Consider the following 17868-nt stretch of genomic DNA (forward strand, 5'->3'; position numbering starts at 1 on the left):
GTGAACGAGTCCGGGAGAGCCCCACGGCCCGGGGAGAGCGAGAGGAGGGCCATGAGACTGCTGCTCGTCGAGGACGACGACCATGTCGCGGCGGCCCTGTCCGCCGTGCTCGCCCGGCACGGGTTCCAGGTCGTGCACGCCCGCAACGGCGAGGAGGCCCTGCGCGCGCTGCTCCCCGCGGAGAAGGAGCCCTTCGGGGTCATCCTCCTCGACCTCGGCCTGCCCGACCAGGACGGCTACGAGGTCTGCGGCAAGATCCGCAAGCGCACCGCCACCCCGGTGATCATGGTGACCGCCCGCGCCGACGTCCGCTCACGCATCCACGGACTCAACCTCGGCGCCGACGACTACGTCACCAAGCCCTACGACACCGGCGAGCTGCTCGCCCGTATCCACGCGGTCGCCCGGCGCACCACCAGCGGCGAGGACACCGCCCCGACCCCCGTGGCCGCCCTGCGCCTGGGGACCGTGGAGATAGAGCTGCCCACCCGGCGCGTCAGCGTCGACGGCACCGAAGTCCAGCTCACCCGCAAGGAGTTCGACCTCCTGGCCCTCCTCGCTCAGCGGCCCGGCGTGGTCTTCCGCCGCGAGCAGATCATCAGCGAGGTCTGGCGCACCAGCTGGGAGGGGACGGGGCGCACCCTGGAGGTGCACGTGGCCTCGCTCCGCTCCAAGCTGCGGCTGCCCGCCCTCATCGAGACCGTGCGGGGCGTCGGCTACCGGCTCGTCGCGCCGTCCGCGTAACGGGCCGGTACGCCCCCGGTGCGCACCCGTCTCCTTCCGCTGCTCATCACCCTCATGGCGGCCGTCCTGCTCACCCTCGGCTTCCCGCTCGCGGTGAGCGTGGCCGCCGCCGAGCAGCAGCGCCTGGTCATCGACCGGATCGACGACACCGCCCGCTTCGCGGCCCTCGCCCAGCCCATCACCGACACCGTCCCGGCCTACGACGAGCGCCGGCTGACGCTCGCCACCGACCTGGAGGTCTACGCCTCCGTGTACGGGATCCGGGCCGGCGTCTTCTACCGCAACGACCTGGCCCTGGCGAAGGCCCCGGGCAACTGGATGCTGCCCGCCGAGGGGGAGGGGCGCACCGCGTTCAACGAGGCGCTGCTCGGCCGCCGTTCGCACGACCCGCCGCAGGTCTGGCCCTGGCAGGACGGCCGCGTCGTCGTCGCCTCGCCCGTCGTACGCGACGGTGACGTCGTCGCCGTGGTCGTCATCGACTCGCCCACCGACGAGATGCGCTCCCGGATCCTGCGGACCTGGGCGCTGATCGCGCTCGGCGAGGCCCTCGCCATGCTGGTCGCGGTCGGCGCCGCCGTCCGGCTCACCGGCTGGGTGCTGCTGCCGGTCCGGGTCCTGGACGCCGCCACCCACGACATCGCCGTCGGCCGGATGCGCTCACGGGTCGCGGCCGCGGGCGGACCGCCGGAGCTGAGACGGCTGGCCCGGTCCTTCAACGAGATGGCCGACAACGTCGAGGACGTCCTGGAACAGCAGCGCGCCTTCGTCGCCGACGCCTCGCACCAGCTGCGCAACCCGCTCGCCGCGCTGCTCCTGCGCATCGAACTGCTCGCCCTGGAACTGCCCGAGGGCAACGAGGAGATCGCCGCCGTACGCACCGAGGGCAAGCGGCTGGGCCGGGTCCTGGACGACCTCCTCGACCTGGCCCTGGCCGAACACACCGAGGCGGACCTCCAGCTGACCGACATCGTCCCGCTCACCGCCGAGCGCGTCGCCTCCTGGCGCCCGATGGCGGACGAGAAGGGCGTACACCTCATCCAGGACGGAGCCCCGGCCGCCACCGCCTGGGCCGACCCCGTGGCGCTCTCCAGCGCACTGGACGCGGTCATCGACAACGCCCTGAAGTTCACCCCGGCCGGTCAGGACGTACGGGTCACGGTCACCCCGGGAGCCACCGCGGTGACCGTCGTGGTCGCCGACCGGGGACCCGGCCTCACCGAACAGGAGCTGGAGCGCGTCGGGGACCGCTTCTGGCGCTCCACCCGCCACCAGAACGTGAGCGGCTCGGGGCTCGGCCTCTCCATCTCCCGCGTGCTGCTCGCGGCGGGCGGCGGCTCCATCACGTACGAGCACCATGAGCCGCACGGCCTGCGGGTCGCCGTCTCGGTGCCGCGCGAACTGCCGCACACCCCCTGAACCCCGCGCCTACCCGCGGACCGATCAGGGCTTGACCGAGCGGTAGTAGCGCTTGGCGCCCTCGTGCACTGCCAGCGGGTCCGTGTAGATCGCCGTCCGCAGGTCCACCAGCTGCGCGGCGTGCACCTCGCGGCCGATCCTGTCCCGGCTGTTGATCACGGTACGGGTGAAGGCCTCGGTCATGGCCGGATCCGTGCGGTCCGTGGTGATGAGCAGATTGGCGACGGCGACCGTGGAGACCGAGGTGCCGCGCTGGGCGAAGCGGTAGGCGTCGGCGGGGATCGTGGCCGACCGGTAGTAGCGGGCGGAGCCGCCCTTCGACTGCAACTCCTTGACCAGGGCCTCGTCCAGCGGGACCAGCTTGACCGGGAACCGTTCCGTGAGCTCCTGCACCGCCCCGGTCGGCAGCCCGCCGGACCAGAAGAAGGCGTCGAGATCACCGGCGACCAGCCGGTCCGGCATGGTGTTGATCCCCGCCGACACCGCGGTCACGTCCTGCTTCGGGTGGACGCCCGCCGCGTTCAGCAGCCGGTCCGCGACCAGCCGGACCCCGGAACCCTCCTGGCCGACGCCGACCCGCTTGCCCCGCAGATCGGCGACGCTGCCGATGTCGGAGTCGCGCGGGACGACCAGCTGGACGTAGTCGTCGTAGAGCCGCACACAGCCCCGCAGCAGATGGGCGCCGGGCCTGCCGTCGCGCACATAGGTGGCCACGGCGTCGGCGGTGGCGATGGTGAAGTCCGCCTCGCCCGTCGCCACCCGCGCGAGGTTCTGCTGGGAGCCCTCACTGGTGAGCAGCTTTATCGACACCTCGGGCATGTCCTTGGCAAGGGCGCCTTCCAGCCGTTCCCCGTACCGCTGGTAGACGCCGCTCGGCACCCCCGTGGAGAAGGTCAGCGACCCGCTCGGGGTCCGTTCGCCCAAGGGGAGGAGCCACCACGCGAGCAGCCCGAGCACGACCGCGAGCGCGGCGCCCGTCTGGAGGGCGCGGCGTCGGCCGAATCGGGACAGAGCGTGGAGCATGCGGGCGATCCTGCCAGCTCACCGCCCCCCTGACCAGGCCCGGCCGGGCAGGGACGAAGGCGCGCCCGGCAACCGCCTACCCTGGTCACATGAGCAGCGGCAACCGGAGCGAAGAAGCAGTGGACGTCCAGAAGAGCTACGAGGTGCGCACCTACGGGTGCCAGATGAACGTCCACGACTCCGAACGGCTGTCGGGCCTCCTGGAGGACGCCGGTTACGTACGGGCGCCCGAGGGCGCCGACGGCGACGCCGACGTCGTCGTCTTCAACACCTGCGCGGTCCGCGAGAACGCCGACAACAAGCTCTACGGCAACCTCGGCCGGCTCGCCCCGATGAAGACCAAGCGCCCCGGGATGCAGATCGCCGTCGGCGGCTGCCTCGCCCAGAAGGACCGCGACACCATCGTCAAGCGGGCCCCCTGGGTGGACGTCGTCTTCGGCACGCACAACATCGGCAAGCTGCCCGTGCTGCTGGAGCGCGCCCGGATCCAGGAGGAGGCGCAGATCGAGATCGCCGAATCCCTGGAGGCCTTCCCCTCCACGCTCCCCACCCGCCGCGAGTCCGCCTACGCCGCGTGGGTCTCCATCTCCGTCGGCTGCAACAACACCTGCACCTTCTGCATCGTCCCGGCGCTGCGCGGCAAGGAGAAGGACCGCCGCACCGGCGACATCCTGGCCGAGATCGAGGCCCTGGTCGCCGAGGGCGTGTCCGAGATCACCCTGCTCGGCCAGAACGTCAACGCGTACGGCTCCGACATCGGCGACCGCGAGGCCTTCTCCAAGCTGCTGCGCGCCTGCGGGAGGATCGAGGGCCTGGAGCGCGTCCGCTTCACCTCGCCGCACCCCCGCGACTTCACCGACGACGTCATCGCCGCCATGGCCGAGACGCCCAGTGTGATGCCGCAGCTCCACATGCCGATGCAGTCCGGCTCGGACCGCATCCTCAAGGCGATGCGTCGCTCCTACCGTCAGGAGCGCTTCCTCGGCATCATCGAGAAGGTGCGCGCCGCGATGCCGGACGCCGCCATCTCCACCGACATCATCGTGGGCTTCCCCGGCGAGACCGAGGAGGACTTCGAGCAGACGATGCACGCGGTCCGCGAAGCCCGTTTCGCCAACGCGTTCACCTTCCAGTATTCGAAGCGCCCCGGGACCCCGGCCGCCGACATGGACGGCCAGATCCCCAAGGAGGTCGTGCAGGAGCGGTACATGCGCCTGTCCGCCCTCCAGGAGCAGATCTCCTGGGACGAGAACAAGAAACAGGTCGGCCGCACCCTGGAGGTCATGGTCGCCGAGGGCGAGGGCCGTAAGGACGGCGCCACCCACCGCCTCTCCGGCCGCGCCCCCGACAACCGCCTCGTCCACTTCACCAAGCCCGACCAGGACGTGCGCCCCGGCGATGTGGTGACCGTGGAGGTCACCTACGCCGCCCCGCACCACCTGCTCGCCGAGGGCACCCCGCTCGCGGTACGGGCCACCCGCGCGGGCGACGCGTGGGAGAAGCGCACGACGGCGGCCGCCGCCAAGCCGGCCGGGGTGATGCTGGGCCTCCCGTCCATCGGCGCCCCGGACCCGCTGCCGGCCGCCGCCGCCCCGGCCTGCGGGATCGGCTGAGCCGTACGAGGCGGGCCGCGCGGCGCGGTGGACCGGCCCGCAGGACCGGCTGACGGGCACCCGCCGCCGCGGCCCCGGCACCCCCGGCAAGTACGCTGACCGGCATGCTTGTCGCCGCCGCCGTGTGCCCCTGTCCGCCGCTCCTGGTGCCCGAGGTCGCCGCCGGGGCCGCCCCCGAACTCGACACCGCGCGCGCCGCTTGCCTCGACGCCGTGGGGGTCCTCGCCGCCTCCCGCCCCGACCTGCTCGTGGTCGTCGGCCCGGGGGACGGCCGGACCACCGGGGCCTACCCGGCGGGCGCCCACGGCTCCTTCAGAGGCTTCGGCGTCGCCCTCGACATCACCCTGGGCGAGCCCGACCCGGCCGCGCGGACGGAACCGCTTCCGGACTCCCTCGCCGTCGGCGCCTGGCTGCTGGACCGGGCCCGCTGGGCGGGCGCACCGGTCGAGGGGCTCGCGGTGGACGGGCGCGCCCCCGCCGCCGAGTGCGCCCGGGCCGGACAGGAGCTGGCCGCCCGCGCCGACCGCGTCGCGCTCCTCGTGATGGGCGACGGCAGCGCCTGCCGCACCCTCAAGGCGCCCGGCTATCTCGACGAGCGGGCCGAGGCCTTCGACGCCCGGGCGACGGGGGCGCTGGGCTCCGCCGACCTCGCCGCACTCGACGCGCTGGACGAGACACTCGCGTACGAACTGAAGGCGGTCGGCCGGGCCCCCTGGCAGCTGCTCAGCGGCGCCGCACGGGGCGCGGGCCTCGGCGGCCGGCTGCTGTACGAGGACGCGCCCTACGGGGTGGGCTACACCGTCGCCGCCTGGTCCTGACCTGGACGCACCGACGGCGGCACCGCAGAGTTCCGGCCAGGTCCCGGACGCACCGACGGCGGCACCGGAGAGATCCGGTGCCGCCGTCGGGGGCCTGCCGCTGTCAGGTCAGGAAGCGGGCGGCGGAGTGGGAGGCGTGGTGCCGGGCGTGCCGGGGGTGCCGCCGTCCTTCTGGCCCAGCTTGTCCACGGCCTCCTTGGCCTTGCGCGTACCCGTGTCGATCTTGTCGCTGTACTTGCCCTTGGTCTTCTCGTCGACCGTGCGCGCGGCCTTGTCGAGACCCTGCTCGATCTTGTCCCCGTGCTGCTGCGCGAGGTCGCCGACCTTTTCCTTTGCCGGTTCCAGCTTGGCCTTCAGATTGTCCAGGAACCCCATTGGGTCACCTTCCGTGCAGTGAGGACGGTCTGCGGGAGCGTTCTCCCGCCCCCCATTGTCCGTCACCTCTCCCTCCCTGCCGACTCCAACCGCCCTCCGGCGCTCTCCTGACGCTCTTCCACGCTTTCGGCGGTGTGCGGGAGCGCCCCGGAGATTTGGGAGACTGTCCCGGTGAACCATCCCGTTTCAGCCCCCCGCGTCATCACCGTCGTCGGCCCCACCGCGGCCGGAAAATCCGATCTGGGGGTCTTCCTCGCCCGGGAGCTCGGCGGAGAGGTGGTCAACGCCGACTCCATGCAGCTCTACCGCGGGATGGACATCGGTACGGCGAAGATGACGCCGGCCGAGCGCGCGGGCGTCCCGCACCACCTGCTGGACATCTGGGACGTCACCGAGGCCGCCAGCGTCGCCGAGTACCAGCGCCTGGCCCGGCTGGAGATCGACCGGCTCCTCGCCCAGGGCCGTACACCGATCCTCGTGGGCGGCTCCGGGCTGTACGTGAAGGGCGCCATCGACGCTCTGGAGTTCCCCGGTACGGACCCCGAGGTGCGCGGCCGCCTCGAACAGGAGCTGGCCGAGCGCGGCTCCGGCTTCCTGCACCAGCGGCTCGCCGCCGAGGACCCCGGTGCCGCCCGGTCGATCCTCGCGAGCAACGGCCGCCGGATCGTCCGCGCCCTCGAAGTCATCGAGATCACCGGCAAGCCCTTCACCGCCAACCTCCCCGGCGACGAGCCGGTCTACGAGGCCGTGCAGATCGGCGTCGACGTGGAGCGCCCCGAGCTGGACGAGCGCATCGCCCTGCGTGTCGACCGCATGTGGGAGGCCGGCCTCGTCGACGAGGTGCGTGCCCTGGAGGCGTCCGGGCTGCGCGAGGGGCTGACCGCCTCACGGGCGCTGGGCTACCAGCAGATCCTCGCGGCGCTCGCGGGGGAGTGCACGGAACAGGAGGCGCGCGCCGAGACCGTGCGCGCCACCAAGCGCTTCGCGCGCCGGCAGGACTCCTGGTTCCGCCGCGACCCGCGCGTCCACTGGCTGGGTGGCGGACACCGTGACCGGGAAGAACTCCCGCACCGGGCGCTGACGTTGATCGAACGAGCGGTCACAGCCTGATCACGTGATGGCATCGGGACGCTCCGCCCGTCAATTCGGCCCCCGTGATCGTGCCATCATCGAGCATCGATCCACCAGTGGAGTCCGAGTTGGGAGGGCGCGTGGCGATGGAGGCCGGCCCTCGCGACACGGAACAGCACGACGTACCGCCGCCGCGGGAGATCGCGGGGCGGCTGAGTCCCGACGGGCCCGACGAGCAGGACGTGGCCCCGGAGGTCGAGGTCGAGTTGCGGCCCGCCCGCAGGCTGCGGATCTGGCAGCTCGCGCCCATCATCATGCTGGCCGCCGTCGGCTCCCTGATGTTCGCCTTCCCGCTCGCCTTCGAGTTCGGTGACGGCGGCGCCGTGGTCGCCATGCTGGGGCTCCTGATCAGCTGCTGCGCGGCCGGCTGGGGCATGATGGCGGCCCGCCGCGTCGGCCACACCTGGCCCGGCCTGCCGGCCAGGGGTTCGGGCGACCGCCCCGACTGGCGCGTGATCGCCCTGTACGTCGTCATGGGCACCGGACTGGTCGCCCTCGCCGTCTGGCGCGTGGCCCGCCTGCGCTGACTTCAGCGCGTGGCCCCGCGGCGCTGACGCGCCCAGGGCCTCCGGCCTCGCGGAGTGTCGGTGGCGGCTCGTACAGTTGGCCTGTGAGCACTTCGCAGATCACCTTCCTCAAGGGTCACGGCACCGAGAACGACTTCGTGATCGTCCCCGACCCGGACAACGCCCTCGCGCTGCCCGCCTCCGTCGTCGCCCGGATCTGCGACCGCAGGGCCGGCATCGGCGGGGACGGCCTGCTGCACGTGGTCCGCTCCGCGGCCCACCCCGAGGCCAGGTCCATGGCCGCCGAGGCCGAGTGGTTCATGGACTACCGCAACGCGGACGGTTCGGTCGCCGAGATGTGTGGCAACGGGGTCCGCGTCTTCGCCCACCACCTCCAGCGCGAGGGGCTCGTCGAGGAGGGCGGCCTCGCCGTCGCCACCCGGGGCGGCGTCAAGCAGGTGCACATCGCCAAGGACGGCGACATCACCGTCTCCATGGGGCGCGCCCTGCTGCCCGAGGAGAGCGCCACGGTTGCCGTCGGGGAGCGCAGCTGGCCCTCCCGCAACGTCAACATGGGCAACCCGCACGCCGTGGCCTTCGTCGAGGACCTCGACCACGCCGGAGACCTGCTCTCCGCCCCGCCGGTCAGCCCCGCCGCGGTCTACCCCGACGGCGTCAACGTCGAGTTCGTCGTCGACCGGGGCCCGCGCCACGTCGCCATGCGCGTCCACGAGCGAGGCTCCGGCGAGACCCGCTCCTGCGGCACCGGCGCCTGCGCGGTCGCCGTCGCCACCGCCCGCCGCGACGGCACGGACCCGGCGGTGACCGGCCTCCCCGCGACGTACCGGGTGGACCTCCCCGGCGGCACCCTGACCATCACCGAGCACCCGGACGGCTCGGTCGACATGACCGGCGCCGCCGTGATCGTCGCCGAGGGCACCATCGACCCGGCCTGGCTGGAATCGGTCGCGGTCTGACCGGTAAGCGCCGGGTGGCCGACCGCCCGGCTCGAAACGGTGATCGGTCCGGGCTTCGCTCGAATGGGTGATCCGTTTCACGCTGGGCGAGAGCCGGTCTGCGCCACGTGGTGGGGTCGATAGCATCAAGCACCGGCCCGGAGAAGCGTCCGCCTCTCCCCACCGCCGGTCGACGTTGCCGGAGGTGCCCATGAGTGCAGAGGCCGCCGATCCCGCCGCCGTGCCCCGCAGGCGGAGCCGGCCCAGGATCGATCTGCGCAGACTGGGCCGGGTGGCGCTGCTCGGCCCGGTCTCCCGCGACCGGCTGCCCGACGCCATCGGCCATGTCGCCGACGCGCACCGCGCCCACCACCCCGACGCCGACCTGGGCATCCTGCACCGCGCCTACGTCCTCGCGGAGTCCTCGCACCGGGGCCAGATGCGCAAGAGCGGCGAGCCGTACATCACGCACCCGCTGGCCGTCACCCTGATCCTCGCCGAGCTCGGCGCCGAGACCACCACCCTGACCGCCTCCCTCCTCCACGACACCGTCGAGGACACCGAGGTGACCCTCGATCAGGTACGGGAGCAGTTCGGCGAAGAGGTCTGCTACCTCGTCGACGGTGTCACCAAACTCGAAAAGGTCGACTACGGAGCCGCCGCCGAGCCGGAGACCTTCCGCAAGATGCTCGTCGCCACCGGCAACGACGTCCGGGTCATGTCCATCAAGCTCGCCGACCGGCTGCACAACATGCGCACCCTCACCGTGATGCGCCCCGAGAAGCAGGCCCGGATCGCCAAGGTCACCCGGGACGTCCTCATCCCGCTGGCCGAACGGCTCGGCGTCCAGGCGCTCAAGACCGAGCTCGAAGACCTGGTCTTCGCGATCCTGAACCCCGAGGAGTACGAGGACACCCGCGCCCTCATCGCCGCCGCGACGGACGGCGGGGACCCGCTGTCCGCCATCGCCGACAGTGTCCGGGCCACCCTGCGGGAGGCGGGCATCGGCGCCGAGGTCCTCATCAGGCCGCGCCACTTCGTCTCCGTCCACCGGGTCCGCAGGAAACGCGGCGAGCTGCGCCCCACCGACTTCGGCCGGCTGCTCGTCCTGGTCGGCGAGGACGCCGACTGCTACGCGGTCCTCGGTGAGCTGCACACCTGCTTCACGCCGGTGATCTCCGAGTTCAAGGACTTCATCGCCGCCCCCAAGTTCAACCTGTACCAGTCGCTGCACACCGCCGTCGTCGGCCCCGAGGGAGCCGTCGCCGAGGTCCTCATCCGTACGCACCGGATGCACAAGGTGGCCGAGGCGGGCGTCGTCGCCCTGGGCAACCCGTACGCCCACGACACGGCCACCGCCCACGACGGCACCACCGCCGCTCAGGCCGAGCCGTCCGACGAGCGCGCCGACCCGACCCGGCCCGGCTGGCTCTCCCGGCTGCTGGACTGGCAGGAGTCCGCCACCGACCCGGACACCTTCTGGACCACCCTGCGCGCCGACCTCGCCCAGGACCGCGAGATCACCGTCTTCCGCACCGACGGCGGCACCCTCGGCCTGCCCGCCGGGGCCAGCTGTGTCGACGCCGCCTACGCCCAGCACGGGGAGCGGGCGCACGCCTGCATCGGCGCCCGGGTCAACGGCCGCCTCGCCACCCTCTCCACCGTCCTCAGCGACGGCGACACCGTCCAGCTGCTGCTCGCCCAGGACACCGCCTCCGGCCCCTCGCCCGAGTGGCTGGACCACGCCCGCACCCCCGCCGCCCGCATCGCGATCACCGGCTGGCTCTCCGCCCACCCCGACGGACCGGGCCCGGAGGCCGAGGGCCTCGCGGAGCAGGCGGCCGACGGCCCGCAGTCCACCGCGCCCGCCCGCACCCGGTCCGGCGGGCGCGCCGCCAACGTCGTCGTCGACGGTCCGGAGAGCCCCACCCGCCTGGCCGGCTGCTGTACGCCGGTGCCTCCGGACGAGGTGGTCGGCATCGTGGTCCGGGGCGGCGCCGTCACCGTGCACCGCCAGGAATGTCCCGCCGTCGCCCGGATGCGGGAGATCGGCCGCGCCCCCGTCGCGGCCCGCTGGCGCGAGGAGGAGGACGGCCGACGCGACACCGCCGCCTGCCGGGTCACCCTCGTCGCCGAGTCCTTCGGACGCCCCCGGCTGCTCGCCGACCTCACCGAGGCGATCGCCACGGCCGACGCGGCCATCGTCTCCGCCACCGTGGAGCCGCCCAGCCAGCAGCGCGTACGCCACACCTACACGCTCCAGCTCCCGGACGCCGCCGGACTGCCCGCCCTGATGCGGGCGATGCGCGAGGTCGCCGGGGTCTACGACGTCAGCCGCGCCCAGCACCCGGCCGCCACCGGCTGAGGGACCGTTCCGGCGGCCGCCACCAGCTGACCACCCCCGCCCCGGGGAGGCCGCCTCGTTCGGGTGGTGCGGGCGCGGCAGCGCCGGGAGAGCGCCCGGCGCTGATAGCGGTAGTCCATGCCGCACCTCTCCCGCCGCCTGCGGGCCGCGCTCCTGGCCACCGCATCGCTCTCCCTCGTCGCCGCCGCCCTGCCCGCCCCCGAGCCCCTGGGCATCGGTGACCGGCTCTTCCCCGAGCTGGGCAACCCCGGCTACGACGTCCTCACGTACGACCTCTCCTTCACGTACCACGGCAGCAACACCAAGCCCCTGGACGCCGTCACCAAGATCAGGGCCCGCACCACCGCACCGCTGGAGCGGATCAACCTCGACTTCGCCCGGGGCACCGTCCAGGGCGTCGAGGTCAACGGGCAGGCCGCCGACTTCGGCAGCAAGAACGAGGACCTGATCCTCCAGGCCCCCCGCCGCCTCCCCGCAGGCGTACCGCTGAACATCACCGTCCGGCACACCAGCGACCCGTCCGGCACCTCCGGCAACGGCGGCTGGATCCGTACCGCCGACGGCCTCGCCATGGCCAACCAGGCCGACGCCGCCCACCGGGTCTTCCCCAGCAACGACCACCCCTCGGACAAGGCGCACTTCACCTTCCGTATCACCGCCCCCAAGGACCTCACGGCCGTCGCCAACGGGCTGCCCGCCGGCCGGACCCGTAACGGCACCACGACCACCTGGACCTACCGCACCCAGCACCCCATGGCCACCGAGCTGGCCCAGGTCTCCATCGGCCGCTCCCACGTCCACCACCACACCGGACCGCACGGCCTCCCGCTGCGTGACGTCGTCCCGGCCGCCGACCGGGAGAAGCTGGAGCCCTGGCTGAAGAAGACCCCCGCCCAGCTGGAGTGGATGGAGCGGCGGGTCGGCCGCTACCCCTTCGAGACGTACGGAGTCCTCGTCGCCGACAGCCGCATCGGCTTCGCCCTGGAGACCCAGACGATCTCGCTCTTCGGCAGGACGCTCTTCACTGAGCCGGCCTACCCCGAGTGGTACGTCGACTCCGTCATGGTCCACGAACTGGCCCACCAGTGGTTCGGCAACAGCGTCACCCCCGCCTCCTGGTCCGACCTCTGGCTCAACGAGGGACACGCCAGCTGGTACGAGGCCCTGTACGCGGAGGAGAACGGCGGAGCGACCCTGGAGCGGCGGATGCGAGAGGCGTACAAGCTCTCCGACGGCTGGCGGGCGAACGGCGGCCCGCCCGCGCACCCGGACGGCCCGGCCGAGGGCGAGAAGCTCTCCCTGTTCCGGCCCGTCGTCTACGACGGCAGCGCCCTGGTGCTCTACGCCCTGCGCCAGGAGATCGGCACGGACGCCTTCGACCGGTTGCAGCGCGCCTGGGTACGGAACCACCGCGACGGTACGGCGACCACGGCGGACTTCACCCGGCTGGCGTCCGGCATCGCGGGACGGGACCTGACCGCCTTCTTCGAGGCCTGGCTGTACGGGAAGAAGACCCCGCCCATGCCCGGACACCCCGACTGGAGTGCGGCCGAACCCGCTGCCACCCCCTGAGCGCGGGGGAAAACCCCAGTGACGGGCCCGGTGGGGCCGTGCCACTATCGACACGTCTCCACGGCGGGCCCCACCGGATTCCCCGGCGGGAGTGATCGGGAATCATCCGGACAGATCACACGTTGTGACTGACGTAAAGACTTCTATCGACGTAAGGATCCAATGACCTCCTCTTCTTCCCTTCCCCAGGACGCGCAGGACGCGCAGAGCGCCACGGAGAACATCCCCGAGAGCCTCACCGAGAGCCTTCGGGCCGACGCCCTGATGGAAGAGGACGTCGCCTGGAGCCAGGAGATCGACGGAGCGCGCGACGGCGACCAGCTGGACCGCTCCGAGCGTGCCGCCCTGCGGCGCGTCGCCGGTCTCTCCACGGAGCTCGAGGACGTCACCGAGGTCGAGTACCGACAGCTGCGCCTGGAGCGCGTCGTGCTGGTCGGTGTCTGGACCTCGGGGACGGTGCGTGACGCGGAGATCTCCCTCGCGGAGCTCGCCGCCCTCGCCGAGACGGCGGGCGCACAGGTCCTGGACGCGGTGTACCAGCGGCGCGACAAGCCCGACCCGGCGACCTACATCGGTTCCGGCAAGGCGCTGGAGCTGCGCGACATCGTCCTGGAGTCCGGGGCCGACACCGTCATCTGCGACGGTGAGCTCAGCCCGGGCCAGCTGATCCACCTGGAAGACGTCGTCAAGGTGAAGGTGGTCGACCGGACCGCCCTCATCCTCGACATCTTCGCCCAGCACGCCAAGTCCCGTGAGGGCAAGGCGCAGGTCTCCCTGGCGCAGATGCAGTACATGCTGCCGCGACTGCGCGGCTGGGGTCAGTCGCTCTCCCGTCAGATGGGCGGCGCCGGTTCCGGCGGCGGTGGCGGCATGGCCACCCGTGGCCCCGGTGAGACCAAGATCGAGACGGACCGGCGACGGATCCGCGAGAAGATGGCGAAGATGCGCCGGGAGATCGCGGAGATGAAGACCGGCCGCGAGATCAAGCGGCAGGAGCGCAAGCGCAACAAGGTGCCCTCCGTCGCCATCGCCGGATACACCAACGCCGGCAAGTCCTCGCTGCTCAACCGCCTCACCGGAGCCGGTGTCCTGGTGGAGAACGCCCTGTTCGCCACCCTGGACCCGACCGTGCGCCGGGCCGAGACGCCGAGCGGCCGCATCTACACCCTCGCCGACACCGTCGGGTTCGTACGGCACCTGCCGCACCACCTGGTCGAGGCGTTCCGCTCCACCATGGAGGAGGTCGGCGAATCCGATCTCATCCTGCACGTGGTGGATGGCTCGCACCCGGTGCCGGAGGAGCAGCTCGCCGCCGTGCGCGAGGTGATCCGGGACGTCGGCGCGGTCGACGTACGCGAGATCGTCGTGATCAACAAGGCGGACGCGGCGGACCCGCTGGTCCTCCAGCGGCTGCTGCGCAACGAGAAGTACGCGATCGCCGTCTCGGCCCGCACCGGTGCCGGGATCGAGGAGCTGCTCGCGCTCATCGACGCCGAGCTGCCGCGCCCGTCCGTCGAGATCGAGGTGCTCGTGCCGTACATCCAGGGGGCGCTGGTCTCCCGGGTGCACGCCGAGGGTGAGGTCCTCTCCGAGGAGCACACCGCCGAGGGCACCCTGCTCAAGGCCCAGGTCCACGAGGAACTGGCCGCGGAGCTGGGGACGTTCGTCCCCGTAGCGCACTGACCCGTAGCGCACTGACCCGTAGTGCACTGATCCATAGCGCACTGATCAGCGCACGACGCAGGACATGATCACCGCACGGCGCGGGCCGTGATGGCGTGACGTGGACGCCCGACCGGGATCTCCCGGCCGGGCGTCACCCGTTCCCGGGGGCCTGACGCTCCGCGGCGGCGTGGGCGTCCTCGTACCCCGGGGGCACGAAGCACGCGGTCACGGTCTTGCCGTCCCGCTGCGGATGGTGCTGCCAGCTGTCGGCCAGCGCGTCCACGATGGCCATACCGCGGCCACCGAGCGCGCCCGGGTCGTCCGCGCGCTGCGCGGGCGGCTGCGAGCTGGAGTCATGGACGCTGACGTGCAGACAGGTGCTGTCCCACGTCAGGATGAGCTGGGCGTCGCTGTGGGCGTGCTTGTGCGCGTTGGTGATCAGCTCGGAGACGGCTATGAGCACCGAGTCCACGGTGTCGGGCGCGTTCCGGGCCCACTCCAGGGATTCGAGGTGCTCGCGCGCCCAGTGCCGTCCCGCGCGCACTCCTTGGGCGATGGGGAAGGACTGTGCCCAGCCCACCGCCCTCATCGTGGAATCGGTCATGGCCATGCCTCTCGGTCGGTCCACGGGATTCGGCGCTCGGTCGCCTACCGTGTACCCGCCGGAACGCCGAACACCGTCCCGCCGGGGGGCGGAACGGTGTTCACGGATGTCGAGCGCGGGCGGGGGCCCTAATTACTGGCCCGCGTACTTCTCACTGACGGCGCGGTAGACGCCCTCGGCCTCCTTGCCGAGCCGGGGACCGGCCAGCCAGCCCGCCGAGACCGGGCCGATCGAGGTGTTGGAGACCAGGGCGGGCTTGCCGTCCGAGCCTGCCGCGACCCAGCCGCCGCCGGAGGAACCGCCGGTCATGGTGCAGCCGATGCGGTACATCGTCGGCTCGTTCTGGCGGACCGAGAGGCGGCCCGGCTTGTCCTTGCACTGGAGCAGCTTCTGGCCGTCGAACGGCGGCGCGGCCGGGTAGCCGGTGGCCGTCATGGAGGCGATCTGCGGTACGGCGGGGGCGTTGAAGTCGACCGGCAGCGCCGAACCGACCGTCTCCTCCAGCGACTTGCCCGTCGAACCCTTCTCGGGCGTCACATGCAGCACCGCGAAGTCGTACGGGGCACCCTGCCCGCCGGTCGAGGCGCCCTGGGCGATCCACTGCTCGGAGGTCTGGGCCCACCGGCCCCACCAGACACCGTAGGGAGCGATCTTCTCCTTGGGCGCGGTCTCCAGCTCCGTGAGCGAGAGGTTGTCGTTGTTGTACGACGGGACGAAGGCGATGTTGCGGTACCAGCCGCCCGCCTTGCCTGCGTGCACACAGTGCCCGGCGGTCCACACCATGTTGGACTTGCCGGGGTTCGCCGGGTCCTTCACCACGGTCGCGGAACAGACCATGGAGCCCTGGGGGCCGTCGAAGAGCAGCTTCCCGGACTCCGGGGCGTTGTCGTGGTACGGCGTCGCGACACCGGCCGCCTGTACGGGGGCGGGGGTCGGGTCCGTCACACCGTCGTCGCCGGAGATGTCGTTGTCGACCGGGTTCTCCGGGGGCTTCTCGGCCTCCCGCATCCGGTCCGGGTCCCAGAGTCCGTCGATGATCGGGTTGACGAAGTCCTTGGCCTCACGCAGCCACTTGTCCTTGTCCCAGTTCTTCCACTCGCCGCCCCGCCACTTGTCCGGGTCGATCCCGTGCTCCTTGAGCCGGTCCTTGAGATCGTCCGGGATGGTGACCTTGCCGTCGGCCTGTCCGGCCGAGGCGCTGGGAGTCCTACCGCCCGCGTTGTCCTCCTCCGGACCGCAGGCGGTGGCGGTGAGCGCCAGGACGGCGACGGCCGCCGTCGCGGCGAGCACGCCGGAGGGCATGCGCCGTACGCGCCTGCCGCGGCGTGCGGTGTCGGTCGGGCGAATGGGTCGCATCTGGTGATCCCCCTGGGACTTCGTCACTCGGTACTCCGTGCAGCTTTTCGGACACTTCGGGCCGTAAGGCAGCTGTTTCCGGCCGTCGGTGCGGCCCCCACTATGCCGGTGCCGATGGGGACGGTACGAGGCAGGTCCGCGGTTCCGTCCCCGCAAGGATGTTCCGATTTACCCGTGATCCCTTGCGGTCGGCGTCGTTGGTACGTACGGGGGACACCAGGACAGCGTTCACCCCCTCACTCCGTCCACGCCGAAACGTGCCGACGTGCAACGCAACTGTTACCGCAGGAGGATCAAGAGCCGTGTCCGTGACCGAACCCGCTCCGGTGGCACCGCCTCCCGCACCCCCCGTGCACGAGGGCATCCTCCGCCGCCAGTCGCTGCGCGAGTCGGCCGCCCGCACCTATGCGCGGTCCCTGCCGATCGTCCCCGTCCGGGCGCGCGGGCTCACCATCGAGGGCGCGGACGGACGGCGCTATCTGGACTGTCTGTCCGGCGCGGGCACCCTGGCGCTCGGCCACAACCACCCGGTCGTGCTCGAAGCGATCCGGAAGGTCATCGACTCGGGCGCCCCGCTGCACGTGCTGGACCTCGCCACCCCGGTCAAGGACGCCTTCACCACCGAGCTGTTCGCCACCCTGCCGCGCGAGTTCGCCGACAACGCCCGCATCCAGTTCTGCGGCCCCGCCGGTACGGACGCCGTCGAGGCCGCCTTCAAGCTGGTCCGCGCCGCCACCGGCCGCGACGGCCTGCTGACCTTCACCGGTGCGTACCACGGCATGACGGCCGGGGCGCTGGGGGCCTCCGGCGGCGCCCGGGACGTCCGGGTGACCCGGCTGCCGTTCCCGCAGGACTACCGCTGCCCGTTCGGGATCGGCGGCGAGCGCGGCGCGGCCCTCGGCGCACGGTGGACGGAACATCTGCTGGACGACGAGAAGGGCGGCGTCCCGGCCCCGGCGGGGATGATCCTGGAGCCGGTCCAGGGCGAGGGCGGCGTCAACCCCGCCCCGGACACCTGGCTCCGCAGGATGCGCGAGATCACCCGGGCCCGGTCCATCCCGCTCATCGCCGACGAGGTGCAGACCGGCGTCGGCAGGACCGGCGCCTTCTGGGCGGTGGAGCACAGCGGCATCGTGCCGGACGTCATGGTCCTGTCCAAGGCGATCGGCGGATCCCTCCCGCTCGCGGTCATCGTCTACCGCTCTGAGCTGGACCTCTGGCAGCCGGGCGCCCACGCGGGTACGTTTCGTGGCAACCAGCTCGCCATGGCGGCGGGCGCGGCCACCCTCGCGTACGTCCGGGAGAACGGGCTGGCGGAGCGGGCGGCGGCCTTGGGCGCCCGAATGCTCGACAGCCTGCGGAAGTTGCGGGCGGACCATCCGGGGATCGGCGACGTACGGGGGCGCGGACTGATGATCGGCCTGGAGCTGGTGGACCCCGAGGCCGCGCCCCTGCCGGCCGAGGCCGACGACCACGCCCCGGCCCCGCCGCCGGACCCGGCCCTCGCCCGCGCCGTCCAGCAGGAGTGCCTGGACCGAGGCCTCATCGTCGAACTGGGCGGTCGGCACAGTGCCGTTGTCCGCCTTCTCCCCCCGCTCACCCTCACCGACGAGCAGGCGAGTGCCGTCGTCGACCGTCTGGCCGACGCGCTGGCAGCCGCGGAGCGTTCGCCGCACCGCAGGGCCGCCGCCGGGCTGACCACCTGATCCCCGGAACCACACAAG

At 72.3% G+C, this 17868-nt stretch carries 15 protein-coding genes; 11 read left to right on the top strand and 4 right to left on the bottom strand.

Annotated elements, in window-relative coordinates; all coding sequences use genetic code 11:
- Positions 1-51: 51 nt before the first annotated feature.
- Both GTY67_RS26980 and GTY67_RS26985 read left to right on the top strand, forming a co-directional pair.
- Positions 52-744, top strand: a complete 693-nt coding sequence (locus GTY67_RS26980; RefSeq protein ID WP_093692337.1) for a response regulator transcription factor — start codon at positions 52-54, stop codon at positions 742-744.
- Positions 745-762: 18 nt separating this feature from the next.
- Complete coding sequence (locus GTY67_RS26985) at positions 763-2160, top strand: HAMP domain-containing sensor histidine kinase (protein ID WP_093692336.1); 1398 nt, start codon at positions 763-765, stop codon at positions 2158-2160.
- A 24-nt stretch (positions 2161-2184) separates the two neighbouring features.
- Here the strand turns inward: GTY67_RS26985 and GTY67_RS26990 are convergent, their stop codons facing one another.
- A complete protein-coding gene (locus GTY67_RS26990) occupies positions 2185-3183 on the bottom strand; it encodes a TAXI family TRAP transporter solute-binding subunit (protein ID WP_093692335.1) in 999 nt (332 codons plus the stop codon).
- Positions 3184-3272: 89 nt separating this feature from the next.
- Here GTY67_RS26990 and miaB point away from each other — a divergent pair, with 89 nt between their 5' ends.
- Both miaB and GTY67_RS27000 read left to right on the top strand, forming a co-directional pair.
- On the top strand, positions 3273-4796 hold the full coding sequence (gene miaB, locus GTY67_RS26995; RefSeq protein WP_161280572.1) for a tRNA (N6-isopentenyl adenosine(37)-C2)-methylthiotransferase MiaB: 1524 nt from the start codon (positions 3273-3275) through the stop codon (positions 4794-4796).
- A gap of 104 nt (positions 4797-4900) precedes the next feature.
- On the top strand, positions 4901-5614 hold the full coding sequence (locus GTY67_RS27000; protein WP_093692333.1) for a class III extradiol dioxygenase subunit B-like domain-containing protein: 714 nt from the start codon (positions 4901-4903) through the stop codon (positions 5612-5614).
- A 108-nt stretch (positions 5615-5722) separates the two neighbouring features.
- On the opposite strand, the gene GTY67_RS27005 is transcribed toward GTY67_RS27000, so the two are convergent.
- Complete coding sequence (locus GTY67_RS27005; RefSeq protein WP_161280573.1) at positions 5723-5989, bottom strand: antitoxin; 267 nt, start codon at positions 5987-5989, stop codon at positions 5723-5725.
- Between the two features lie 171 nt (positions 5990-6160).
- Between GTY67_RS27005 and miaA the strand changes: the two genes are divergently transcribed.
- The 6 genes from miaA (at position 6161) to hflX (ending at position 14202) form a co-directional block, all read left to right on the top strand.
- Positions 6161-7099 carry a tRNA (adenosine(37)-N6)-dimethylallyltransferase MiaA gene (gene miaA / locus GTY67_RS27010; RefSeq protein ID WP_161280574.1) on the top strand — a complete coding sequence of 313 codons (939 nt, stop codon included), beginning with the start codon at positions 6161-6163 and terminating at the stop codon, positions 7097-7099.
- Positions 7100-7206: 107 nt separating this feature from the next.
- Positions 7207-7647 (top strand): hypothetical protein, encoded by a 441-nt coding sequence (locus GTY67_RS27015; RefSeq protein ID WP_093692330.1) that lies wholly within the window; start codon positions 7207-7209, stop codon positions 7645-7647.
- Between the two features lie 83 nt (positions 7648-7730).
- Entirely contained in the window at positions 7731-8603 is an 873-nt protein-coding gene (gene dapF / locus GTY67_RS27020; RefSeq protein ID WP_161280575.1) for a diaminopimelate epimerase, read from the top strand.
- Between the two features lie 190 nt (positions 8604-8793).
- Complete coding sequence (locus GTY67_RS27025) at positions 8794-10947, top strand: HD domain-containing protein (RefSeq protein WP_161280576.1); 2154 nt, start codon at positions 8794-8796, stop codon at positions 10945-10947.
- A gap of 117 nt (positions 10948-11064) precedes the next feature.
- Positions 11065-12519 carry a M1 family metallopeptidase gene (locus GTY67_RS27030; RefSeq protein WP_161280577.1) on the top strand — a complete coding sequence of 485 codons (1455 nt, stop codon included), beginning with the start codon at positions 11065-11067 and terminating at the stop codon, positions 12517-12519.
- A 162-nt stretch (positions 12520-12681) separates the two neighbouring features.
- Positions 12682-14202, top strand: coding sequence for a GTPase HflX (gene hflX / locus GTY67_RS27035; protein ID WP_161280578.1), 1521 nt, complete (start codon positions 12682-12684; stop codon positions 14200-14202).
- A 133-nt stretch (positions 14203-14335) separates the two neighbouring features.
- Here hflX and GTY67_RS27040 read toward each other — a convergent pair whose 3' ends face one another.
- Positions 14336-14788 (bottom strand): ATP-binding protein, encoded by a 453-nt coding sequence (locus GTY67_RS27040; RefSeq protein ID WP_176727525.1) that lies wholly within the window; start codon positions 14786-14788, stop codon positions 14336-14338.
- Between the two features lie 132 nt (positions 14789-14920).
- A complete protein-coding gene (locus tag GTY67_RS27045) occupies positions 14921-16090 on the bottom strand; it encodes a hypothetical protein (protein ID WP_161281605.1) in 1170 nt (389 codons plus the stop codon).
- A 356-nt stretch (positions 16091-16446) separates the two neighbouring features.
- On the opposite strand from GTY67_RS27045, the gene GTY67_RS27050 reads away from it, so the two are divergent.
- A complete protein-coding gene (locus tag GTY67_RS27050) occupies positions 16447-17850 on the top strand; it encodes a diaminobutyrate--2-oxoglutarate transaminase family protein (protein ID WP_161280579.1) in 1404 nt (467 codons plus the stop codon).
- The last annotated feature ends 18 nt before the right edge of the window (positions 17851-17868 follow it).

Source organism: Streptomyces sp. SID8374, from assembly GCF_009865135.1.
In the GTDB taxonomy this organism is placed as follows: domain Bacteria; phylum Actinomycetota; class Actinomycetes; order Streptomycetales; family Streptomycetaceae; genus Streptomyces.